At 62.3% G+C, this 20,490-nt stretch carries 22 protein-coding genes and 2 pseudogenes; 11 read left to right on the top strand and 13 right to left on the bottom strand.

Annotated features, from left to right (window positions below; translation table 11 throughout):
- Nucleotides 1–291: 291 nt before the first annotated feature.
- Nucleotides 292–1,554, bottom strand: a complete 1,263-nt coding sequence (gene purD / locus M511_RS08330; RefSeq protein ID WP_010394877.1) for a phosphoribosylamine--glycine ligase — start codon at nucleotides 1,552–1,554, stop codon at nucleotides 292–294.
- A 102-nt stretch (nucleotides 1,555–1,656) separates the two neighbouring features.
- On the opposite strand from purD, the gene xseA reads away from it, so the two are divergent.
- The gene (gene xseA, locus M511_RS08325) at nucleotides 1,657–3,216 is read left to right on the top strand and encodes an exodeoxyribonuclease VII large subunit (protein WP_010394879.1); all 1,560 of its coding nucleotides are present in this window, start codon (nucleotides 1,657–1,659) and stop codon (nucleotides 3,214–3,216) included.
- A gap of 71 nt (nucleotides 3,217–3,287) precedes the next feature.
- Here the strand turns inward: xseA and M511_RS08320 are convergent, their stop codons facing one another.
- The 4 genes from M511_RS08320 to M511_RS08305 all read right to left on the bottom strand — a co-directional run bounded on the left by M511_RS08320 (nucleotide 3,288) and on the right by M511_RS08305 (nucleotide 7,085).
- Nucleotides 3,288–4,520: an MFS transporter gene (locus tag M511_RS08320; RefSeq protein ID WP_085501916.1), complete on the bottom strand. Its 1,233-nt coding sequence runs from the start codon at nucleotides 4,518–4,520 to the stop codon at nucleotides 3,288–3,290.
- Nucleotides 4,517–5,155, bottom strand: coding sequence for a bifunctional 4-hydroxy-2-oxoglutarate aldolase/2-dehydro-3-deoxy-phosphogluconate aldolase (gene eda, locus M511_RS08315; protein WP_085501915.1), 639 nt, complete (start codon nucleotides 5,153–5,155; stop codon nucleotides 4,517–4,519). The genes M511_RS08320 and eda overlap by 4 nt, the downstream gene beginning before the upstream one ends.
- A gap of 94 nt (nucleotides 5,156–5,249) precedes the next feature.
- A complete protein-coding gene (locus tag M511_RS08310) occupies nucleotides 5,250–5,858 on the bottom strand; it encodes a DUF1190 domain-containing protein (RefSeq protein WP_085501914.1) in 609 nt (202 codons plus the stop codon).
- Nucleotides 5,859–5,861: 3 nt separating this feature from the next.
- The gene (locus M511_RS08305; RefSeq protein ID WP_085501913.1) at nucleotides 5,862–7,085 is read right to left on the bottom strand and encodes a glutathionylspermidine synthase family protein; all 1,224 of its coding nucleotides are present in this window, start codon (nucleotides 7,083–7,085) and stop codon (nucleotides 5,862–5,864) included.
- A 188-nt stretch (nucleotides 7,086–7,273) separates the two neighbouring features.
- Here M511_RS08305 and M511_RS08300 point away from each other — a divergent pair, with 188 nt between their 5' ends.
- Nucleotides 7,274–7,420: a hypothetical protein gene (locus M511_RS08300; protein ID WP_176224528.1), complete on the top strand. Its 147-nt coding sequence runs from the start codon at nucleotides 7,274–7,276 to the stop codon at nucleotides 7,418–7,420.
- Here M511_RS08300 and M511_RS08295 read toward each other — a convergent pair.
- Nucleotides 7,417–8,124 (bottom strand): VIT1/CCC1 transporter family protein, encoded by a 708-nt coding sequence (locus tag M511_RS08295; protein ID WP_010394893.1) that lies wholly within the window; start codon nucleotides 8,122–8,124, stop codon nucleotides 7,417–7,419. The genes M511_RS08300 and M511_RS08295 overlap by 4 nt on opposite strands.
- 124 nt (nucleotides 8,125–8,248) lie before the next feature.
- Here M511_RS08295 and M511_RS08290 point away from each other — a divergent pair, with 124 nt between their 5' ends.
- Nucleotides 8,249–9,694 carry an aldehyde dehydrogenase family protein gene (locus tag M511_RS08290; protein WP_085501912.1) on the top strand — a complete coding sequence of 482 codons (1,446 nt, stop codon included), beginning with the start codon at nucleotides 8,249–8,251 and terminating at the stop codon, nucleotides 9,692–9,694.
- A gap of 16 nt (nucleotides 9,695–9,710) precedes the next feature.
- A complete protein-coding gene (locus tag M511_RS08285; protein ID WP_085501911.1) occupies nucleotides 9,711–10,454 on the top strand; it encodes an SDR family oxidoreductase in 744 nt (247 codons plus the stop codon).
- Here M511_RS08285 and M511_RS08280 read toward each other — a convergent pair.
- The 4 genes from M511_RS08280 to M511_RS08265 are packed head-to-tail and all read right to left on the bottom strand — an operon-like array spanning nucleotide 10,451 to nucleotide 13,911.
- Nucleotides 10,451–11,284 (bottom strand): metal ABC transporter permease, encoded by an 834-nt coding sequence (locus tag M511_RS08280; RefSeq protein WP_085501910.1) that lies wholly within the window; start codon nucleotides 11,282–11,284, stop codon nucleotides 10,451–10,453. The genes M511_RS08285 and M511_RS08280 overlap by 4 nt on opposite strands.
- On the bottom strand, nucleotides 11,281–12,150 hold the full coding sequence (locus M511_RS08275) for a metal ABC transporter permease (protein WP_085501909.1): 870 nt from the start codon (nucleotides 12,148–12,150) through the stop codon (nucleotides 11,281–11,283). Before M511_RS08275 ends, M511_RS08280 begins: the two co-directional genes overlap by 4 nt.
- On the bottom strand, nucleotides 12,147–13,013 hold the full coding sequence (locus M511_RS08270; protein WP_010394905.1) for a manganese/iron ABC transporter ATP-binding protein: 867 nt from the start codon (nucleotides 13,011–13,013) through the stop codon (nucleotides 12,147–12,149). Before M511_RS08270 ends, M511_RS08275 begins: the two co-directional genes overlap by 4 nt.
- Complete coding sequence (locus tag M511_RS08265) at nucleotides 13,006–13,911, bottom strand: metal ABC transporter substrate-binding protein (protein ID WP_010394907.1); 906 nt, start codon at nucleotides 13,909–13,911, stop codon at nucleotides 13,006–13,008. The genes M511_RS08270 and M511_RS08265 overlap by 8 nt, the downstream gene beginning before the upstream one ends.
- A gap of 94 nt (nucleotides 13,912–14,005) precedes the next feature.
- On the opposite strand from M511_RS08265, the gene M511_RS08260 reads away from it, so the two are divergent.
- Nucleotides 14,006–14,428, top strand: coding sequence for a Fur family transcriptional regulator (locus tag M511_RS08260; RefSeq protein ID WP_010394910.1), 423 nt, complete (start codon nucleotides 14,006–14,008; stop codon nucleotides 14,426–14,428).
- Nucleotides 14,425–14,784: a YigZ family protein gene (locus tag M511_RS08255; protein WP_010394913.1), complete on the top strand. Its 360-nt coding sequence runs from the start codon at nucleotides 14,425–14,427 to the stop codon at nucleotides 14,782–14,784. The genes M511_RS08260 and M511_RS08255 overlap by 4 nt, the downstream gene beginning before the upstream one ends.
- Here M511_RS08255 and M511_RS08250 read toward each other — a convergent pair.
- Genes M511_RS08250 through pth form a run of 3 tightly spaced genes read right to left on the bottom strand, consistent with a single transcriptional unit; the run spans nucleotide 14,781 to nucleotide 16,915 of the window.
- A complete protein-coding gene (locus M511_RS08250) occupies nucleotides 14,781–15,167 on the bottom strand; it encodes a DUF2237 family protein (protein WP_085501908.1) in 387 nt (128 codons plus the stop codon). The two genes, M511_RS08255 and M511_RS08250, sit on opposite strands and share 4 nt — an antisense overlap.
- Nucleotides 15,168–15,169: 2 nt before the next feature.
- Nucleotides 15,170–16,210, bottom strand: a complete 1,041-nt coding sequence (locus tag M511_RS08245; RefSeq protein ID WP_085501907.1) for a DUF2332 domain-containing protein — start codon at nucleotides 16,208–16,210, stop codon at nucleotides 15,170–15,172.
- Entirely contained in the window at nucleotides 16,211–16,915 is a 705-nt protein-coding gene (gene pth, locus M511_RS08240) for an aminoacyl-tRNA hydrolase (protein WP_085501906.1), read from the bottom strand. It lies immediately after the preceding gene.
- A gap of 197 nt (nucleotides 16,916–17,112) precedes the next feature.
- Between pth and M511_RS08235 the strand changes: the two genes are divergently transcribed.
- The 5 genes and pseudogenes from M511_RS08235 to M511_RS19425 all read left to right on the top strand — a co-directional run bounded on the left by M511_RS08235 (nucleotide 17,113) and on the right by M511_RS19425 (nucleotide 20,490).
- The gene (locus M511_RS08235; protein ID WP_085501905.1) at nucleotides 17,113–17,742 is read left to right on the top strand and encodes an ATP-dependent Clp protease proteolytic subunit; all 630 of its coding nucleotides are present in this window, start codon (nucleotides 17,113–17,115) and stop codon (nucleotides 17,740–17,742) included.
- Nucleotides 17,743–17,903: 161 nt separating this feature from the next.
- Nucleotides 17,904–19,169: an ATP-dependent Clp protease ATP-binding subunit ClpX gene (gene clpX, locus M511_RS08230; RefSeq protein ID WP_085501904.1), complete on the top strand. Its 1,266-nt coding sequence runs from the start codon at nucleotides 17,904–17,906 to the stop codon at nucleotides 19,167–19,169.
- Between the two features lie 223 nt (nucleotides 19,170–19,392).
- A pseudogene (locus M511_RS19435) lies at nucleotides 19,393–19,644 on the top strand (helix-turn-helix domain-containing protein); the annotation flags it as partial.
- Nucleotides 19,584–19,727: pseudogene (locus tag M511_RS19580) on the top strand (IS630 family transposase); the annotation flags it as partial. The pseudogenes M511_RS19435 and M511_RS19580, both read left to right, overlap by 61 nt.
- A gap of 253 nt (nucleotides 19,728–19,980) precedes the next feature.
- A complete protein-coding gene (locus M511_RS19425; RefSeq protein WP_254901048.1) occupies nucleotides 19,981–20,490 on the top strand; it encodes an IS630 family transposase in 510 nt (169 codons plus the stop codon).

Raw genomic sequence — 20,490 nt, 5'->3', positions numbered from 1 at the left:
CGGGCACGAACCTGACTGAGCGGCGGCCCGGAGACCCGCTCAGCGCAGCGTAAGAAGAAGGAGACCGCGGAGGTTCACGGCAAAGCGCGCGCCGTTTCGCGCGTCGGGGGCCGTGGCAATGATCTGCTTTGTCCGAGTCATGGCGCGGAATATAAGACCCGTCTCGCCGGGTTGAAAAGATCAAAATTGTCGTGGCGGCGCTTTTTACCGCCTTTTCCCTGTCCTCGGCGTGACGGCGGGGACACCCCGCCCGGACATGACCGGGCGGGGTGCAGGGTGGCCGATTGATCTTTACAGTGCGCGCCAACCGATATCGCGGCGATAAAACCCCTCGGGCCAGTCAATCGCGCGGGCCAGCTCATAGGCACGCTCATGCGCCTCGGCCAGTGTTGCGCCGCGTCCTGTCGCGGCCAGAACCCGGCCTCCACTCGCTACGATCTGGCCATCTTTCCGGGCAGTTCCGGCGTGGAATACCATGCGGAAACTGTCCTGTGGCAGGGTATCAAGGCCCCGGATCGCGCTGCCCTTTTCATAGGTGCCGGGATAGCCGTTCGCCGCCAGAACCACGGTCAGGGCATGATCGTCAGCCCAGTTCACGGTCATGTCAGAAAGGCGCCCTTCGGCGCAGGCAAGGATCAGGTCCAACGCCTGCGCGCCCAACCGCAACATCAGTACCTGACATTCCGGGTCGCCAAAGCGGACGTTATATTCGACCAGCCGCGCCCGCCCGTTCTGGATCATCAGCCCGGCGTAAAGCACCCCCTGGAACGGAGTGCCGCGCCGCGCCATCTCGGCCACGGTCGGGCGCACGATTTCGTCCATGACCTGTTCCTGAATGGCGGGGGTCAGGACAGGGGCGGGGGAATATGCCCCCATGCCGCCGGTATTCGGGCCGGTATCGCCCTCGCCAACACGTTTGTGGTCCTGAGCAGTGCCGATCGGCAGGCAGTCGGTGCCGTCGCAAAGGATAAAAAAGCTGGCTTCCTCGCCCTCCATGAACTCTTCGATCACCACCTCGGCCCCGGCCTCGCCAAAGGCACCGCCAAAGGCATCATCCACGGCGGCGATGGCCTCGGCTTCGGTCATGGCAACGGTCACGCCCTTACCAGCCGCCAGCCCGTCGGCCTTGATGACAATGGGCGCGCCCTTTTCATGGATATAGGCGCGGGCGGGCTCGGCGGCGTCGAACCGTGCCCATGCGGCGGTCGGTGCGCCGCAGGCGTCGCAAACCTCTTTAGTAAAGCTTTTTGATGCCTCAAGCATCGCGGCGGCCCGCGACGGGCCAAAGACCAGAATGCCCGCCCCGCGCAGATCATCAGCTACCCCGGCTGCCAACGGCGCCTCGGGGCCGACCACCACCAGATCGATGGCATTTTCCTCACAAAAACCGATCACAGCGGGACCAGAGAGAATGTCGAGCTCCGCCAGTCGAACCAGAGGCTCCATCCCGGCATTGCCCGGCGCTACGAACAGGCGGTCGCATTTTGGGTTCTGGCGGATCGCCCATGCCAGCGCATGTTCGCGCCCGCCGCTGCCGAGGATCAGGATATTCATGCGCAAAAGGCCCCCTTGCCATTGGTCCCGCGCCTTCTAGGAACTGGCCCGCGCCGGATCAATCCCCTTGATCCTGCGACCAGCCCGCGCCACAACCGGGACATGGAGCTTTTTGAAGACACCGCCCCCAGTAACGCCCATGAGTTCACCGTGTCCGAGATTTCGGGTGCGGTCAAACGTGTGCTCGAGGGCGAATTCGGCCGCGTCCGCGTTCGTGGAGAGATCGGCCGCGTCTCGCGCCCTTCCTCGGGTCATCTTTATTTCGATCTCAAGGATGATCGGTCGGTGCTTGCCGCCGTGAGCTGGAAAGGGCAGGTTGCACGCCTTTCGACCCGGCCCGAAGAAGGGCTTGAGGTTATCGCCACCGGCCGTCTCACCACTTTTCCCGGTCAGTCGAAATATCAGCTGATCGTTGAGGAAATCGAACCAGCCGGCCTTGGTGCGCTGATGATGATGCTGGAAAAGCGTCGCAAGGCACTGGCTGCCGAGGGGCTTTTCGACGACGCGCGCAAACGTCCGCTGCCTGCACTGCCAGGGGTAATTGGCGTCGTGACCTCGCCATCCGGGGCGGTGATCCGCGACATCCTGCATCGGCTGCGCGACCGTTTCCCAACCCGGGTGCTGATCTGGCCGGTCGCAGTACAGGGAGAGGCCTGCGCGCCGCAAGTTTCGGCAGCGATCCACGGCTTTAACGCGCTGCCTAAGGACGGGCCTGTCCCGCGCCCCGATCTTATTATCGTTGCGCGCGGTGGCGGCAGCCTTGAGGACCTTTGGGGCTTTAACGAAGAGGTTGTGGTCCGGGCCGCGGCAGACAGTCAGATCCCGCTGATTTCGGCTGTCGGGCATGAAACCGATACGACCCTGATCGACTTTGCCGCCGACCGCCGGGCGCCCACCCCGACCGCTGCCGCCGAAATGGCGGTGCCGGTTCGGGCCGAACTCGCCGCGCGGCTGACCGAGTTGCAGGTGCGGATGATGCGCGCCGCCCAGGCCCGTAGCCAAAGCCTGCGTCAGCGGCTTTCCGATCTTGGCCGCGCGCTTGGCCGGCCACAGGCCCTGACTGATCCGGCGCGCCAACGCTTCGACCTTTTTGCCGAACGGCTAGAGCCGGGCCTGCGCGGTTTCGTACGCTCCCGCCGCGACCAGTTGAACGCCCTGCCGCTGTCCCTGTCGATGTTGCGGACGATGATGCGCAATCGCCGCGAGGCACTGCAAACTCAGTCTGCACGCCTGCCGCAGGGCCTGCAGCGCCTGCGCCAGCACAGATCCGAACGCCTGATCGACCTTGCGCAGCGACTCGAACGCGGCCGCGCGCGCGGTCTTGCTGACAGCACCCGCCAACTGGCCCGTGACCGTGCTGCGCTCGACCAGCTCACCACTCGCCTCACCGCAGTCCGTGTCCGCGCTATTTCGCAACGCCGTGACGCGCTGGACCGGCTGGACAGGCTGCGCCAGACGCTTGGCTATCAGGAGACTCTGCGGCGCGGCTTTGCAGTGATACGGGGCCCGAACGGCCTCATCACCACCGCGACCGAGGCTACGCAGACCGCGCGCTTTGAGGTCCAGTTTCAGGATGGTCGCATGACGGCCCGACCTGACACGCCGCCCTCCAAAACCAGCCGCAGGCCGCCCGCGCCAAAGGATCAAAAGACCCTTTTCTAGGCGCGCGCCCGGCTTCTTTCGTGCCCAAATATCCCGGGGGAGCGCCGCAGGCGCGGGGGCAGAGCCCCCTTTTACCGCGCCAGATCTCGCGGCCTCAGCATCAGCCACAAAAGTGCGCCACCGGCCAGTACCAGAAACGGCAGCATGGCAAGGTTTACCGCGCTCCATCCGGCTTGGGCCGAGCCGCCCATGCAGTTCATCAACCCGCCCGAAGACAAAGAGGCCAGGAACACGCCAAAGAACACTACGGCGTCGTTCAGCCCCTGCACCCGCTCACGTTCTTCGGGCCGATGGGCGCGGGTCAGCATGGCGGTTGCGCCAATATAGCCAAAGTTCCAGCCAAGCCCCAAAAGGATCATCGCCAGATAGAAATGTGGCAACTCGACCCCCGACAGGGCCACTGCGCCAGCTCCGGCCAGAATCGCAAGGCCGACCATGACGATGCGGGTGGCGCCGAAACGCGCGATCAGATTGCCGGTGAAAAATGACGGCGCGAACATCGCAAGCACATGGCCTGAAACGATATTCGCCGCATCGGTGGTGGCAAAGCCACAGCCGACCACAGCCAAGGGGGCCGAAGTCATCACCAGATTCATCAGCGCATAAGAGACCATGCCGCAGATCATCGCCACGGCGATCTGAGGCACGCGGATCAGCTCGGCGACCGAGCGGCCTTCGGCATGTCTTCCGACAGCTCGCGGAGTGGTTGGAATATCAAGAAAAGCGAACAGCACCGGCCCCAGCAGGTTCAGCCCGATGATTGCTCCGTAAGTGGCAAGAAAGGGAATGGCCGTCAGATCGGCGGTCATCCGTACCAGCGCCGGACCGGTGAAGGCTGCGGCAAGCCCGCCGGCCAGCACCCATGAGATGGCCTTGGACTGAAACTCGGGCGGGGCGCAATCTGTGGCGGCAAAACGGAAAAAACCCTGTGCCGCCATATAAACCCCGGTCAGCAGCGCGCTGGCGGTGAAAAGCCAGAAATACCCGGTAGCCAGCGCATAGGCTGCAATCGCTGCGCCCAAGGCCGCCGCGCCGCAGGCCAGCAGGAACCCGGCCCGTCGCCCGTGCCGCCGCATGAAACCGGACAAGGGCCGTGCCGACAGGGCCGACCCCAGGACCATCATCGACAGTGGCAGGGTGGCGATACAGGGGTTGGGGCTCAGCATCTGGCCCGCCAGCCCCCCGACGATGAAAATCATCGACATCTGTGCGCCAAGCAGTGCCTGCGCAAGCAGCAAAACCGCTACATTGCGCCAGGCTCGGCGCATCACATCGGGATGGGCAAGGTCGGGCGTAGCGGTCATTTTAACGCGGCTGCGTCTTGGGCACGCGTTTCGATTGCACCCCAGTTGCCTGCCGCGACATCGGCGTCGGGCGCAATCCAGCTGCCACCAACGCAAACAACATTCGGCAGATCCAGATAGTCCGGCGCATTCTGCATCGTGACCCCGCCGGTCGGGCAGAAGCTGACCTGCGGCAGAGGACCAGCCAAGGATTTCAGCGATTTGGCCCCGCCAGCAGCCTCGGCGGGAAAGAATTTCAGCATCGAATAGCCAAGCTCCATCGCCCGCATCACCTCAGAGGCGGTGACGGCGCCCGGCAAAAGCGGCAGGCCGATGTCCTCGCAGGCCCGTGCAAGCGTTTCGGTCAGGCCGGGCGAAACGGCAAAGCTTGCGCCTGCATCCTTGGCACGTTTGGCGTCATCAGGGGTCAGGACGGTCCCTGCGCCGACATGGCCCCCCGGAACCTTGGCCATGGCACGGATCACGTCCAGTGCGGCCGGGGTGCGCAGCGTCACCTCAAGTACCGGCAGCCCACCCGTGACCAGCGCGGTTGCCAACCCTTCGGCGCGCGAGGCATCGCCCACCACCAGAACCGGGATCACCGGAGCGAGTTCACAAAGCGCGCGGGTTTTCCGGGACTGTTCTGCGGGGGTCATGACGGGCCTCGTTCTTGCGGAAATCTGCGCGCAGGTTGCGCTTTTCCGCGTCGGATCGCAAGGGTGTATGTTAGCGTTAACTTATCTGTTCCGATCAGCCGCCAAAACTGCTGCGCGGACCCGAGCGGGCAGTTGCCGAGGCGCCAAAGCCGCCCCGCTGGCTGACCTGTGCTGCGGTCATCGGCGGTTTACCGATGGTCGAGGGCGCGCGTTGAAAGGTCGAAGAGGGGACCTTGCCTGCACCACGGTTGCTGGCGAAACTCTGGTCGCCCTTGGGTGTCGAAAAGCGCCCGTCGGCGGTCTTGACCATGGGCTGGGAAAAGATCCCGCCACCGCGCGACATCATCGAACCCATCATGTAACCGACCAGCAGCGGCATGAACGAGAAGCCACCGCCCGAGCTTTGCGCCACAGGATCATTGCCGCAATTTCCGGCGCCGTGCTGCTGTTCGCACAGCTCTTTGGACTCGTAGCGTGGCGCGGTTTCCAGAAACTCTTGCTCGGCTGCCGCAAAGTTCTTGCGGCAGTCCTCTTCGGTGAACCACAGGGTTTCCTGTTTGCTGGCGGCGATGCAGCTTTCCAGATCGGGAAAGCTTTGCGCGTCCATACGGTCATCCTCACAGGCGGCAAGGGCAAGGGTCGCGGTCCCGGCGAGAACCAGCGCGACGTGGCGCGAGCGTTTGCGGGTAAGGCGTTCGGTCATGGGTCAGCCCTCGATAAAATGCGGCTTGAAGCGGGAAAGGTTGTGGGTGATGAGCGAGCGATCTTCGCGCAGGCCAAGGCCGCAGCAGCTTTCGCCAACGATCCATGCACCCAGTACAGGATGAAAACCGCCGAAATCGGGCAGGCGGGCCAGCCCCTGAACGATCATCGGATGATGCGAATAACTGTCATCCGGGGTGCGGGCAAGCTCTGACCCGTTTTCATGCAGCACTACCCCGGCACCCTCGCGCGAAAAGATCGGCTTGGTGACATAGCCCTGCGACAGCAGGTCACGGGCCGCGCCAAAGGCATCGGCGACCTCGGGTGCAGGCGTACCACCAGACAGCGCCTCCTGCACATCGGCCAGAAAGAACGCGGGCAGCAGGTTCGGATGTCCGGGGAACATCTGCCACAGCAGCGGCAAGAGGCCCTTGTTTGACAGGATCGCCTTCCACGGCGGCTCGATGAAACGTGTGCCCGAGCTTTGCAGATGCGTGGCAAATTCATCGCGCAGCATGTCCTCCCACGGATAAAGCTTGAAAAGCGTGCCGATGACGCACGACTGGTCGTCGGCAAACTGCCCTTCGTCTGTCACGCCGATCTGTGCCAGCGGCGTGAAATGGGCGCCAAGCCCCGCCTCGCGCGCAGCCCAGGCAAGCGTCTCGACTGTCGCATAGTCCTCGGGGTTGTCGGGATCGGCTGCGAAATGGACATCCTCGCCATCGGCGCAGATCTGGGTCCAGCGCGCAACGATGGCCTCATGGATGCTGTTGAACTGGTCGGCATCAGGATCCAGCACGCCCGCCGCCTGCTGCTGTTCGAACCATAGCCACTGAAAGCTTGCGGATTCGTAAAGCGAGGTCGGCGTGTCGGCGTTATATTCCAGCAGTTTTGCGGGACCTTTTCCATCATAGGCCAGATCCATACGGCCATAAAGCTCGGGCTCGCTGCGTGCCCAGCTTGCTGCGATCAGGTCCCAGTGCTGGCGCGGAATATCAAGACGGGTCAGCCAGAATTCGTCCTGCACGGCGCGGTCCACCGCCTCGCGGCACAGTGCGTGCAGTTCGGTCGCCGGGGCCTCGATATCCTCTTCGATCTCGCGCAGGGTAAAGCGATAGGCGCTCGTCTCGTCCCAGTAAGGCTCTCCGCCCATATCGGCAAAGGTAAAGCCCAGCTTTTCGGCTTCGTCACGCCAGCCGGGTCGCTCGGGAAGGGTGCGTTTTTCCATGATCTCTCCTTGGCCTGACCCGAGATAGGGCGGCAGCGGGGGTGGGTGCAACCCTGATGACCTGATTACAGGCAGCGGCCGATGATCTTTCCGGTCACGCGCAACCCCTCTGAAAGCCGGAAAGTCTGCGAGAACTGCAGGACCTGCACGAAGGATCCGGAGAACCCGCTGTGGGCCAGGAAGGCCGTATGGTCGCAGCAACGGCGGTCATGCCGGACAAGGACATGACCTTCATCCGGGATCAGGTCCCGAGAATGCTGGTGACAGTTTATGCGGCCAGCGATTATGCATGGGCGCTGATCGCTGCAAGCACGGGTCATGAGCGCGAAGGCTAGACCGCGACGCCGAATATCTTGCCGATCACGGCGGTGATCCCCAGTGCAAAAAGCCCGCCCAGCGTGACGCGCAGCACCGCCCGACCGGGAGGAGCGCCCCCCGCCCAGGCGCCAAGTGCACCAAGCGCCGCCAGTGCCAGTACGACGGCGACCAGAACGCTGATGATAACCGCGCCGCCGGGGGCCAGAATCGCTGCGATCAGCGGCACCGCCGCCGCGGCGCTGAACGTCACGGCCGAGGCCAGCGCCGCCTGCAACGGGTTGGCGTTCGAGGCCTCGCTAAGCCCCAGCTCATCGCGCACATGGGCACCTAGCGCGTCATGCGCGCTCACCTCGCGCGCGGCCTGCAAGGCGGTGCCCGGGGCCATACCGCGCGCCTCGTAGATCGCGGCCAGCTCGTGCAGTTCTTCTTCGGGCATTTCGCGCAGGGCGGTGGCTTCGCGGGCGATATCGGCGCGCTCGGTATCCGATTGCGAGCTGACCGAGACATATTCGCCCATCGCCATCGACATTGCGCCCGCAACCAGACCGGCAAGGCCTGCGATCAGAATCGCCTCGCGCCCCGGATCGGCCGCAGCGACGCCGGTAATCAGCGCCCCGACCGAGACGATGCCATCGTTTGCCCCCAGAACCGAGGCACGCAGCCAGCCTAACCGGCTGACGTAATGGGGATCGTCGGGATGGGCGCTGAGATGTCTGGTCATGGCAAACCTCGGGGCTGTTCTTTGCGCCCAGATTAACCTGCCGATTCTCATTTGCCAGTCTTGCGTCCTGCCTTGGGGGCGGTCACGCTGACAGCGGACGAATCCCGCCGACAGGAGGTGAAATATGCCGCATGGCCCGGTCCTGCCGCCCGCAAGAAACCTGATCGGAGGTGAGTGGTTGCCCGCCACCTCGGGCGCTGTAATGCCGATGATTTCGCCGATTGATGGTCAGCCCTTTGCGATGATTGCCGAATCCGGTCCCGAGGATGTCGATGCGGCTGTCCGTGCTGCCCGGACGGCCCTTGAGGGCGACTGGGGTCGATTGACCGCCGCCGAGCGGGGACGGCTGATGCTGCGTCTGGCCCTGCGCATCGAGGACGAGGCCGAGGCGCTTGCCCAGCTTGAGACCCGCGACAACGGCAAGCCTGTTGCTCAGTCCCGTGCCGATATGACCGCACTTGCGCGTTATTTCGAATATTACGGCGGCGCAGCGGACAAGCTGCATGGAGAGGTCATCCCGTTCCTGAACGGCTACGACGCCATGTCCATGCGCGAACCGCATGGCGTGACCGCCCATATCATTCCCTGGAACTATCCGGTGCAGATCTTTGGCCGCTCGGTCGGTGCGGCGCTGGCAATGGGTAATGCGACAGTGACAAAACCTGCCGAGGACGCCTGTCTGACGATCCTGCGCATAGGCGAACTTGCAGCTGAGAGCGGCTTTCCGCCCGGCGCGATCAATATCGTCACCGGGCGCGGCGTGGTGGCGGGGCAGGCGCTTTCGGAACATCCGGGCGTCGATTTCATCAGCTTCACCGGTTCGCCCGAGGTTGGACAGGCGATCCATATCGCCGCCGCCCGCAACCACATTCCCTGCACGCTGGAACTTGGCGGAAAGTCACCGCAGATTGTCTTTGACGATGCCGATCTTGTGGCAGCGGCGCCGGTCATCGTCAATGCGATTGTCCAGAACGGCGGCCAGACCTGCTCCGCCGGGTCGCGGGTGCTGATCCAGCGCGGGATATGGGAACGGCTGACCACCATGCTTGCCGAACGCTTCGCGACGGTCGAGGCCAGCCCGGCCGAGGGGGCGCTGCTTGGCCCCCTGATCTCGGCCCGGCAAAAGGCGCGGGTCGAGCGTTATATTGACGAGGCCGACGCACCTTTGATCGCAAGGGGGCGGATCGCACAGGACGCGCCGGCGGCGGGGTTCTATGTTGCTCCGGCGCTGTTCGGCCCGGTCGATCCGACCAGCCCGATCGCGCAGGAAGAGATATTTGGCCCGGTTCTGGCCGCCATCCCCTTTGACAGCGAGGCAGAGGCCATCGCCATCGCCAATGGCACCGAATACGGGCTTGTCGCCGGTATCTGGACAAAAGACGGCGACCGGCAGGCCCGCATGGCCCGGGCAATGCGCTGCGGGCAGGTGTTCATCAACAGCTACGGGGCCGGGGGCGGGATCGAACTGCCCTTTGGCGGCGTGCGCAAATCCGGTCACGGGCGCGAAAAGGGCTTTGCTGCCCTGTACGAATTCTCGCGCCTGAAAACCGTAGTCCATCGTTTTACATAGTGAGGGAGGAAGGGACATGAGGCTTGCAGGCAAGACGGCATTGGTGACGGGCGCAGGCTCGGGTTTTGGCAAGGGTATTGCCGAGACATTTGCCCGAGAAGGGGCGCGGGTCGCGATTCTGGACGTCAACGCGCAGACGGCAAGCGCGGTCGCCTCGGCCATCAGCGGGCTTGCGCTTACCTGTGACGTCAGCCGGGGCGATCAGGTCAAGGCAGCGGTGGACAAGACCCTGGATGAGTTCGGCAGCCTTGATATCGTGGTGAACAATGCGGGCTGGACGACGCCGAACGGCGCGTTGCTGGACACGGACGAGGCGGCTTTCCGCAAGATTTATGACATCAATGTGCTGTCGATTTTTCATATGACCCATGCGGTGTTGCCGCATTGGCGCAAGCGCGGGCAGGGCGTGATGATCAATGTCAGTTCCACCGCTGGCATCCGGCCGCGTCCGGGTCTGACCTGGTACAATTCGTCAAAAGGGGCGGTGAACACGCTGACCCGCAGCATGGCGGTGGAACTGGCGCCCGAAGGTATCCGCGTGAACGCCATTGCCCCGGTGATGGGCGAGACGGGGATGCTTGAGCTTTTCATGGGCTGCGAAGACACGCCCGAGAACCGGGCGCGCTTTCTGTCGACCATTCCGCTTGGTCGGCTGTCGCAGCCGCGCGATATCGCGAATGCCGCGCTTTACCTCTCTTCGGATGAGGCCGATTTCATCACCGGCGTCATCCTTGAGGTCGATGGCGGGCGGACGGTCTAACCGGCCGCCTGCGCCCGGCGTGTGGCAAGGTTGCGCCACGCAAAGGCCAGCACGAAAAGCACCGTCAGCACCAGAACGATGGTCGGGGCCGGGGCGCTGTTCAGCCAGAAGCTGATCCAGACCCCGGCGACCGCCCCGAATGCGGCGACCCCAACCGAGGTAACCAGCATGGCGGCAAGCCGTCGCGTGACCAGAAAGGCAATCGCCCCGGGGGCGATCAACAGCGCCACGGCCAGAATGATCCCGACCGAGCTGAGCATCGCAACCACCGTGGCCGAAATCATGGCAAGCAGCCCATAGTTCAGCAGGTTAAGCGCCAGTCCTGAAACCCGCGCCTGCACCGGGTCAAAAGCCAGCAGCGCAAGGTCGCGCCATTTCAGGATCAGCCCCAGCCCGACCATGGCCGAGATGATCCCGGCCAGCCTCAGATCCTCGGGACCAACGCCCAGCATGTTGCCAAACAGGATGTGATCCAGATGCAGATCGGTCTGGATCGCGGTGAAAAGCACCACCCCCAGCCCGAACATGCCCGACATGACGACGCCCAGTACCGTGTCGGCTTTGACCCGGCTGTTGCCCTGCAACCAGCCCGACAGCATGGCGCAGCCAAGCCCGGCAACGAATGCGCCAAGGATCAGCGGCAGGCCCGCGATATAGGCCAGCACTACACCCGGCAGCACCGCATGACTGACCGCATCGCCCATCAGCGACCAGCCTTTGAGCACCAGAAAACAGGATAAAAGACCGGCGGGCAGGGCGATCATCAACCCGATCAGTGCCGCATCGCGCATGAAGGGAAAGGTAAAGGGCAAAGTCAGCCAATCCATCATGCGCCCTCCGGCGTCGGCTCAAGCGCCTCTCGCGCACGGCGGCGGGCGGCGAAATAGCCGTGCTTCGGCGCAAACAGGAAGGCGATCAGAAAGATGAGGGTTTGCAGACAGACGATCACCCCTCCGGTCGCGCCGTCCAGAAAGAACGACACATAGGCACCAATGGCCGAAGTCAGAGAGCCGATTGCCACCGAGGTCAGGATCAGCCTGGGAAAACGGTCGGTCAGCAGATAGGCGGTAGCCCCGGGCGTCACGACCAGCGCGACGACCAGAAACGCTCCGACCGTCTGCATGGCCGCAACCGTGCAGGCCGACAGAAGGGTAAAGAACAGTACCTTCAACGCCTGTGGGTTCAGCCCAATGGTCCGGGCATGGCTTTCGTCGAAAAAGACCACCATCAGATCCCGCCATTTCGCCGCGAGAATGATCAGAGAGATGCCGCCGATCAGCGCCAGCTGCAGCGTATCTTCGGGCGTGATCGCAAGGATATTGCCCATGGTGATGGTTTGTACGCTGACGGACATCGGGTTCAGCGACACCATGAACAGGCCCAGCCCAAAGAAGCTGGTAAAGATCAGTCCGATGATTGCATCCTCGCGCAAGCCGCTGCGCTTATTCAGAAATAACATGGTCAGCGCGGCAAGCCCCCCGGACAGAAAAGCCCCCAGTGCAAAGGGCAGGCCCAGCATATAGGCCCCCGCAACACCCGGCACGATCGAATGGCTCAGCGCGTCGCCGATCAGCGACCAGCCCTTGAGCATCAGATAGGCCGAAAGAAAGGCGCAAACCCCACCGACCAGAGCCGACACCCAGATCGCATCGGTCATATAGCTGTATTCAAAGGGCACCAGTAATGTGCGGATCATTTCGGCGCGGCCTCCTCGCGGGTGCTGCGCTGTTTGTCGTCGTAAAAGACCAGCGGCCGCTCATCATCGGACAGAACCGTCAGGCCGCGCGGGTCGTCGTCGTCATGCAGATGCCTTGCCCCCAGAACAAAGTGCCGCAGCACACCGCCAAAGGTCAGGCGCAGGTTCTCGGGGGTGAAAACCTCGTCCGTTGGACCATGGGCCAGAACGGTGTTTTTCACCAGCACCACACGGTCGCAATATTCGGGGACCGAGCCCAGGTCATGGGTCGAAACCAGCATGACCCGGCCCTCATCCCGCATCTGTTGCAACAGCTCGATGATCGCGGATTCGGTTTTTACATCCACGCCGGTAAAGGGTTCATCAAGCAGGATAACCCGCGCGCCCTGTGCCAGCGCTCGGGCCAGAAATACACGCTTTTTCTGCCCACCCGACAGCTCTCCGATCTGGCGATGGCGGAAATCCTGCATGTTCACGCGCGACAGCGCCTCATCGACGGCGCGGCGGTCCTCGGGGCGCGCGCGACGCAGAAACCCCATATGGCCGTAGCGGCCCATCATCACCACATCCTCGACCAGAACCGGAAAGGTCCAGTCAACCTCTTCCGCTTGCGGAACATAGGCGATCAGGTTCTGGCGCAGCGCCTGCGGCACGGCCATGCCAAGGACGCGCACCTTGCCGGCCGCCGCTGGAACAAACCCCATCAATGCCTTGAAGAGGGTGGATTTTCCCGCGCCATTCACGCCAACCAACGCGGTGACCGAGGCTTGCGGGACGGTAAAGTTTGCATCACGCAAAGCGGTAAACCCGTTGCGATAGGTCACAGTCAGGCCGGCGACCTCGATGCCGGGGGTGTCACTCATCCGAAAGCCCCTTGAGAATGGTCTCTGACGTAACCTGCAGCAAGTCCAGATAGGTCGGGACCGGTCCGTCGGGGTCAGAGAGGCTGTCGACGTAAAGGACGCCGCCATAGCGCGCCCCGGTTTCAGAGGCGATCTGCCGCGCCGGACGATCCGAGACGGTGCTTTCCGAGAATACCACCGGAATATCATGCTCGCGAATGGCATCCACGACCCGGCGCACCTGTTGGGGTGTGCCCTGCGCGTCGGCGTTGATCGGCCACAGGAACAGTTCGTTAAGGTGGAAATCGCGGGCGAGATATGAGAACGCCCCCTCAGATGTGACCAGCCAGCGCTTTTCAGCAGGCAAAGCACGGACGGCGTCGCGCAGCGGGCCAATGGTGCGGGCGATCTCAGCCTTATAGTTTTCGGCATTGGCGCGGTAGGTCGCCTCGCCCCCGGGATCGGCCTTGGACAGTGCAGCGGCGATATTATCGATATAGGTCAGTGCAGTATCCAGGGCCATCCAGGCATGTGGGTTGGGCTTGCCGTCATAATGCCCGCCCGAAATCGGCATCGGCTCGATCCCCTCGGTCACGGTAGCCGAGGGCAGGTCGCCAAGGTTTCTCAGGAACTGTTCAAACCACAGCTCAAGGTTCATGCCATTGCGCAGGATCAGCCCGGCGTCACGTACGCCGATCAGATCGCTGGGCGTCGGTTCATAATTGTGGATCTCGGCCCCTGGCTTGGTGATTGACACCACCTTGGCCCGGTCACCAGCCACATTGCGCGCCATATCGGCAATGATGGTGAAAGTGGTCGCCACCTTGAGCTTGCCGTTCTGCGCCCAGGCTGCGTGCGGGATGATGGCCGGGGCCGCCAGCCCCGCCAGACTCGTTGTCAGAAAGCTTCTGCGATTCATGATGATCTCAATCCTGTGCTGATGCCCTTATCTGCGAACGATTCTCAACTGTCAAGCCAGTTGCAATTTATTCGCATCTGCGCCAGAAAGCGGCATGGAGATCGAGAGCCGCGCCCAAGCCTTTGAGGACGCGCTGCGCCGGGTCGGCGTGCGCATTACCCGCCAGCGGGCCGCACTGTTGCGGGTGTTGGCTGATGCCGAGGATCACCCCGACGCGACCCAACTGCATCAGCGCGCCATGGCTGCGGGGGCAGGGGTGTCGCTTGCGACGGTCTATCGCACGCTTGCGGCACTCGAGACCCAGGGGGTGATCCAGAAGCTTGAATTCGAGGGTGAGCCCGCCCGGTTCGAGCCTGCCGACGGCAATCACCACGACCACATGATTGATGTCGAAACCGGCGAGGTCATGGAGTTCGTCAACGAGCGTATCGAACGCCTGCAGGCCGAGATCGCCGCCGAGATGGGCTATGAGATCGTCCGGCACCGGCTGGAGCTTTACGTCCGGCGCCGCAGATGACGTTAAGGGTGTTTGACAAGATCATCTCGGACCGCGGATCCCGCTACGCGGTATCGGGTGGTCCGGCGCGCAGCCGTGATGAGGCCGGGGAACTGCTTGCCGAGCTGCGCCGCAACAAGCGTTTTGCCAAGGCCACCCACAACACCTGGGCGGCGATTTTGTCGGGCGAGGCGGTACGGGACGATGACGGTGAGGCAGGGGCCAGCCAGATCATCCTGCAAATGCTGGAACGCGCCGATCTGACCGACCATGTGGTGATTGTGACGCGCTGGTATGGTGGCAAGCATCTCGGCGGCGACCGCTTCCGCCATGTGGTCGCGGCAGTGCGGCACTACCTGGCCGGGATCGGGCGCTAGGTCCCGGGTCTGTCCCCGGGGTCCCAGGCGTGAGCCTGCAATAGCGCCAGCGGCACAATCTCCAGCGTGCGAGAATGGGTTGCCTCAAGCACCACTTTGGGTGCGGCAAACTCTTCGGCCGCCTGCAAAAAGCGTGCGGCACACAGGCACCAGCGGTCACCGGGCTTTAGTCCGGGAAATCGGAATTCGGGTCGCGGGGTGCTAAGGTCATTGCCAAGGTATTTTGAAAGGGCAAGGAATTCGGCAGTGACGATGACGCAGACCGTATGGCGGCCAACATCCTCGGGACCTGTATTGCAACAGCCATCGCGGAAAAAGCCGGTCAATGGCGCGGTCGAGCAGGACTCAAGCGGTGTGCCCAGGATGTTAATCGGCGCGTCCATTGTCATATCTCCTCAGGCTGCCAGTCGATCCAGCGGGCATGGAAATCGGCCCGCCCAAGGCTCCATCTGCGCATCTCACCGCCTGTCCACAACCGCAGGGTCAGGGCTGCGCCTTCGCCTCCGTCAGATTCCATCGACAGATGCGCCAATGGGCGATCGGCGCTGGTATCGGCGCCAGCAATATCAAGCGCTGCCTCAACCTGATCGCGGGTCGAGGTTGGGAAATACTGCGCTGCCACGGTATGATACACAAGCCGTCCATGGGGGCAGGGTTCAGCCAACTGCCTGGAAAGCCAGTGACCGGCATCGTCGCGGTCAACGCGCACGGGATGCCGCTTGGCCACGGCCAGGGCTGCCCGCATGCGCTGAAGCCGTTCGTGCTGGTCGGCCCAGATATAGGCAAGCAGCCGCAACCCGTCGCGAGTGGGATCAAGCGGATGCAGATCCACGCCACGCGCCGATCCGATCAGCAGCTTTGCGCGCAAAGGCTGTTTGCCGCGCCACTCAGGTGAGAGGCAGACAGTATCGGAATATTCATAAAGAAAATTATTATTTTTTATTTCAATACTATAAAATGGAAAGTTCAGGTTGATTCCAGCACTGGCGCCAAGTTCCAGCAGATCAAAGCGGCAATCCGGCAGCAGCGCAGCCAGAAACCAGCTACCCGCGATCAATACCGCCGAGCGGGCAACCTCATTTGTTTGCGGCGCATGCTCGATCCATTCTAGAATATGCTGTTCATGGCGTTGAATTACCTTTGATATCTCTTTGCGCAAGACGCTTTCGTCAGAACGTTTATAGGCACCGGCCAGACCTTGGGTCTGTCCGGTCAGCACAAGCGCATGCAGCGCCCCGCACAGCCGCAGCGGCACGGAATCAGAACGATAGCTGGGATCCCCCGGCCAATTCCGTATCCGTTCCGCTAACGCGCCATGATCATGCGCAAGAATTTCGGCCAGTGCTTCGCAAACCTGCGCGGTCAGGGGGGAGCCGAGAGAACGGCAAGCCCGCGCCTGTTCAGCAAAAGCGTCACGCCACGCCATTCAACGAAACCGTTCAGTAAGCGCGCGCAGCCGATCTGCCAGGCTGGGTGGGTCATTGGCAGGTGGATCATCCGCAGCCTTTCGCGCAGACTTTCCCGGTTCAGGACCCCGCACGGGCTTGCTGCCACTGTTCCGGGGTGGTGCGACCCTTGCCGCAACTGCGTTCATGAACCGCGCGTCATCGCCCTTGGCCAGTGCATCTGCCCCGTCTGAAATGCCGCGCAACAGATCCTCAAGCCCCGCCTCTTCGGCCTTGGCAAAATCCGACAGGACATAGCCCGCGACGCGGTCCTTGTGGCCGGGGTGACCGATTCCGATGCGCAGCCGGCGATAAGCCTCGCCGATATGCTGGTGAAGCGATCGCAGCCCGTTATGTCCGGCGTGGCCTCCGCCGGTCTTTAGCCGTACCTTGCCGGGTGCGAGATCCAGCTCATCATGCAGCACGATGACGTCTTCGGGGGCGATTTTCAGATAGCGCATTGTCTCTCCGACCGACTGGCCGGACAGATTCATAAATGTCGCGGGTTTGAGCAGGGTGATACGCAATCCTCCCAGCCGGCCTTCAGAGATCTGGCCCTGAAAACGGTCGCGCCAGGGCGAAAAACCGTGATCTGCGGCGATGCGATCGACCGCCATGAAGCCCACATTGTGCCGGTTCGCGGCATATTTCGTGCCCGGATTGCCCAGGCCAACGATCAGTTTCATGCGTTTCTCCGTCGCTCGGACGCCAGATTACCGGCGCTGGCGGAGGGGAGCAAATTTTATCGCTCTCTTGTCCTTTCGGGCTGTCGTTACTAAGACTCTGTCAACCTTTTGCGACTAGGAACGACCGGACGGCGGGACGGTCCCGCGACGAGTCGCAAGATGGGCAGGCCAGGCAGGGACACAAGGCAAGGAAAGACATGCAAAATCCGGCAGAATTCTACATGAACACGCTCGTCCCGATGGTCGTAGAGCAGACCAGCCGCGGCGAACGTGCCTATGACATCTTCTCGCGCCTGCTGAAGGAAAGGATCATCTTTCTCTCGGGCCAGGTGCATGACGGCATGGCGACGCTGATCTCAGCGCAGTTGCTGTTCCTTGAGGCGGAAAACCCGACCAAGGACATCAGCATGTATATCAACAGCCCCGGAGGTGTGGTGACTGCGGGCCTGTCGATTTATGATACAATGCAATATATCAAGCCGCGCGTTTCGACCCTGGTGGTCGGGCAGGCGGCCTCGATGGGGTCGCTTCTGCTCTGTGCGGGCCAGCCGGGGATGCGCTTCTCGCTGCCCAACAGCCGCGTCATGGTCCACCAGCCTTCGGGAGGATTCCAGGGACAGGCGACTGATATCCTGATCCATGCGCGTGAAACCGAAAAACTCAAGCGCCGCCTGAACGAGATCTATGTTAAACACACGGGCCGCGAGCTGAGCGAAGTCGAAGAGGCGTTGGAGCGTGACCGCTTCATGTCGCCCGAGGAAGCAAAGGAATGGGGTCTCATTGATGAGATCCTGGAACCGCGCGGCAAGGCCGACCCCAGCAAGTGATCCCGGCCGCGAGAAGCTGTCGGACGAGCGTTTTGGGGATTGTGACGGGCTTGGGTGGCTCGTAACATGATGGGCAACGCATGGCGTGGCCTGGCCACGTGCAAAACAGGCGGTCGTCCGGTGCTTTTGCCGGGCCTCCGGTGCAATACGAGGATCAACTGATGGCCAATCCGACCGGTGGCGACAGCAAGAATACGCTCTACTGCAGCTTCTGCGGCAAGAGCCAGCATGAGGTGCGCAAGCTGATTGCCGGTCCGACCGTATTCATCTGTGATGAATGCGTCGAACTTTGCATGGACATCATCCGCGAAGAAACCAAGAGCTCGGCGTTGAAATCCGGGGACGGCGTGCCGACCCCGCGCGAGATCTGTAATGTTCTGGATGATTATGTGATTGGCCAGGAACATGCCAAGCGCGTGCTCTCGGTCGCGGTGCACAACCATTACAAGCGGCTGAACCACAGCTCAAAGAATGATATTGAGCTGGCAAAGTCGAACATCCTGCTGATTGGCCCCACGGGCTGTGGCAAGACGCTGCTTGCGCAAACCCTGGCCCGCATTCTGGACGTGCCATTCACCATGGCTGATGCGACCACGTTGACCGAGGCAGGCTATGTTGGCGAGGATGTGGAAAACATCATTCTGAAGCTTCTGCAGGCCAGCGAATACAACGTCGAGCGGGCGCAGCGCGGCATCGTCTACATTGACGAGGTCGACAAGATCACCCGCAAATCTGACAACCCCTCGATCACCCGCGATGTTTCGGGTGAGGGGGTGCAGCAGGCGCTGCTGAAAATCATGGAAGGTACGGTCGCCAGCGTGCCTCCACAAGGCGGTCGCAAGCATCCGCAGCAAGAGTTCCTGCAGGTGGATACGACAAACATCCTGTTCATCTGCGGCGGTGCTTTTGCCGGGCTGGACCGGATCATCGCACAGCGTAACAAAGGCACTGCGATGGGCTTTGGCGCCTCTGTCAAGGAAAATGACGATAAGGGTGTGGGCGAGCTTTTCAAGCAGCTTGAGCCCGAGGACCTGCTGAAATTCGGCCTGATCCCGGAATTTGTCGGTCGCCTTCCGGTCATCGCTACCCTGGGCGATCTGGACGAACAGGCGCTGATCACCATCCTGACCCAGCCCAAGAACGCGCTGGTCAAGCAGTATCAGCGGCTCTTTGAGCTTGAGGGCGTGAAGCTGACCTTCACCGATGATGCCCTTGTCGCCATCGCCCGCCGCGCCATCAAGCGCAAGACGGGGGCACGCGGCCTGCGTTCGATCATGGAAGATATCCTGCTTGATACCATGTTCGATCTGCCGGGCATGAACAGCGTGGAAGAGGTCGTGGTCAATGAAGAGGCGGTGGAAAACTCGGCAGCCAAACCTTTGCTGATCCATACCGATTCCAAGAAGGAAACGGCGACCGCCGGTTAAATTGTACTCCCGGTGCGGTGTAGTCTGTGCCGTGCCGGGAGGTACCTGTTTGGTGTTATTTGATCCGCAGCTGAATGTACTTTCAGTACGCGGCTTTCTCGGTCGGCACATACCCCCCCGGCTCTGCAGCCGGGGCAAGCAGCAAGCCCGACAAGGTAAGCAACTCCTAGTCATCTGGAACTGTAGTTCATATCATTGACCCCTCCGATTTCGGAGGGATGATATGGTTGGCCGAGTGGCGGGCGAGGTGGTTCTGAGTGCCGATGAACGCGACTTTCTCGAGGCGCATGTCCGGCGTCACCAGGCCACGCGGTCGCTGTCGGCCCGGTGCCGGATGGTTCTGCTCTGCGCGGAAGGGCTGCAAAGCAAGGAGGTCGGCGCGCGGCCCGGAGTGCATGAGCATACCGTCGGCAAGTGGCGCAGACGGTTCGTCAGGGACCGGATCGAGGGATTGACCGACGAATATCGTCCGGCCGGCCCCGCACGGTATCGGACGACCAGGTGGCCGAGATCATCGAACGGACGCTGAACACCACGCCGAAGGACGCCACCCAGTGGTCGATCCGCTCGATGGCCGCGGTGACGGGCCTGTCGCACACCACGATCCGCCGGATCTGGGCCGCCTTCGGCCTGCAGCCACATTGCAGTGAGACCTTCAAGCTTTCCACCGATCCGCTGTTCGTCGACAAGGTGCAGGATATCGTCGCCCTTTACATGGCCCCGCCGAACCGGGCCATCGTGCTGTGCGTGGACGAAAAATCCCAGATTCAGGCGCTGGATCGGGAACAGCCGGTGTTGCCGATGGCGCCGGGTGTCGCCGAGCGGAGAACCCATAGCTATCTATATCCGCCACGGCACGACCTCGCTGCTTGCAGCACTCGATATCGCCACAGGGGCGGTGATCGGCAAATGCTACAAGCGGCACCGGGCGACCGAGTTCCGAGACTTCCTGAAGCGGATCGATGCAACCTTGCCGCAAGGACAGGATGTGCATCTGGTGATGGACAACTACGCCACCCACAAGACATCCAAAATCAAGGCCTGGCTCGCCCGGCGCCCGCATTGGCATGTGCATTTCACACCCACCTCGGCGAGTTGGATCAACCAGGTGGAGCGCTGGTTCGCGGAACTGACGCGCAAGCAACTGCAACGGGGTGTCCACCGCTCCACCGCAGACCTGGAGGCCGATATCGCCGCCTTCATAGACGCGCACAACGAAAACCCCAAGCCCTATCGATGGGTCAAATCTGCCGACGAAATCCTCGCATCCGTCAAACGCTTCTCCCAGAAAACACAGCAAAATCTATGTGCCGAACTCTAG

This window comes from Paracoccus sp. J56 (genome assembly GCF_019633685.1).
Classification (GTDB): Bacteria; Pseudomonadota; Alphaproteobacteria; order Rhodobacterales; family Rhodobacteraceae; genus Paracoccus; species Paracoccus kondratievae.
This window is presented reverse-complemented; position numbering and strand designations above follow the sequence as displayed.

Coding starts and splice junctions, on each gene's coding strand:
- purD (WP_010394877.1), bottom strand. CDS start 1,554: ATGAATATCCTGATCCTCGGCAGCGGCGGGCGCGAACATGCGCTGGCA.
- xseA (WP_010394879.1), top strand. CDS start 1,657: ATGGAGCTTTTTGAAGACACCGCCCCCAGTAACGCCCATGAGTTCACC.
- M511_RS08320 (WP_085501916.1), bottom strand. CDS start 4,520: ATGACCGCTACGCCCGACCTTGCCCATCCCGATGTGATGCGCCGAGCC.
- eda (WP_085501915.1), bottom strand. CDS start 5,155: ATGACCCCCGCAGAACAGTCCCGGAAAACCCGCGCGCTTTGTGAACTC.
- M511_RS08310 (WP_085501914.1), bottom strand. CDS start 5,858: ATGACCGAACGCCTTACCCGCAAACGCTCGCGCCACGTCGCGCTGGTT.
- M511_RS08305 (WP_085501913.1), bottom strand. CDS start 7,085: ATGGAAAAACGCACCCTTCCCGAGCGACCCGGCTGGCGTGACGAAGCC.
- M511_RS08300 (WP_176224528.1), top strand. CDS start 7,274: ATGGTCGCAGCAACGGCGGTCATGCCGGACAAGGACATGACCTTCATC.
- M511_RS08295 (WP_010394893.1), bottom strand. CDS start 8,124: ATGACCAGACATCTCAGCGCCCATCCCGACGATCCCCATTACGTCAGC.
- M511_RS08290 (WP_085501912.1), top strand. CDS start 8,249: ATGCCGCATGGCCCGGTCCTGCCGCCCGCAAGAAACCTGATCGGAGGT.
- M511_RS08285 (WP_085501911.1), top strand. CDS start 9,711: ATGAGGCTTGCAGGCAAGACGGCATTGGTGACGGGCGCAGGCTCGGGT.
- M511_RS08280 (WP_085501910.1), bottom strand. CDS start 11,284: ATGATGGATTGGCTGACTTTGCCCTTTACCTTTCCCTTCATGCGCGAT.
- M511_RS08275 (WP_085501909.1), bottom strand. CDS start 12,150: ATGATCCGCACATTACTGGTGCCCTTTGAATACAGCTATATGACCGAT.
- M511_RS08270 (WP_010394905.1), bottom strand. CDS start 13,013: ATGAGTGACACCCCCGGCATCGAGGTCGCCGGCCTGACTGTGACCTAT.
- M511_RS08265 (WP_010394907.1), bottom strand. CDS start 13,911: ATGAATCGCAGAAGCTTTCTGACAACGAGTCTGGCGGGGCTGGCGGCC.
- M511_RS08260 (WP_010394910.1), top strand. CDS start 14,006: ATGGAGATCGAGAGCCGCGCCCAAGCCTTTGAGGACGCGCTGCGCCGG.
- M511_RS08255 (WP_010394913.1), top strand. CDS start 14,425: ATGACGTTAAGGGTGTTTGACAAGATCATCTCGGACCGCGGATCCCGC.
- M511_RS08250 (WP_085501908.1), bottom strand. CDS start 15,167: ATGGACGCGCCGATTAACATCCTGGGCACACCGCTTGAGTCCTGCTCG.
- M511_RS08245 (WP_085501907.1), bottom strand. CDS start 16,210: ATGGCGTGGCGTGACGCTTTTGCTGAACAGGCGCGGGCTTGCCGTTCT.
- pth (WP_085501906.1), bottom strand. CDS start 16,915: ATGAAACTGATCGTTGGCCTGGGCAATCCGGGCACGAAATATGCCGCG.
- M511_RS08235 (WP_085501905.1), top strand. CDS start 17,113: ATGCAAAATCCGGCAGAATTCTACATGAACACGCTCGTCCCGATGGTC.
- clpX (WP_085501904.1), top strand. CDS start 17,904: ATGGCCAATCCGACCGGTGGCGACAGCAAGAATACGCTCTACTGCAGC.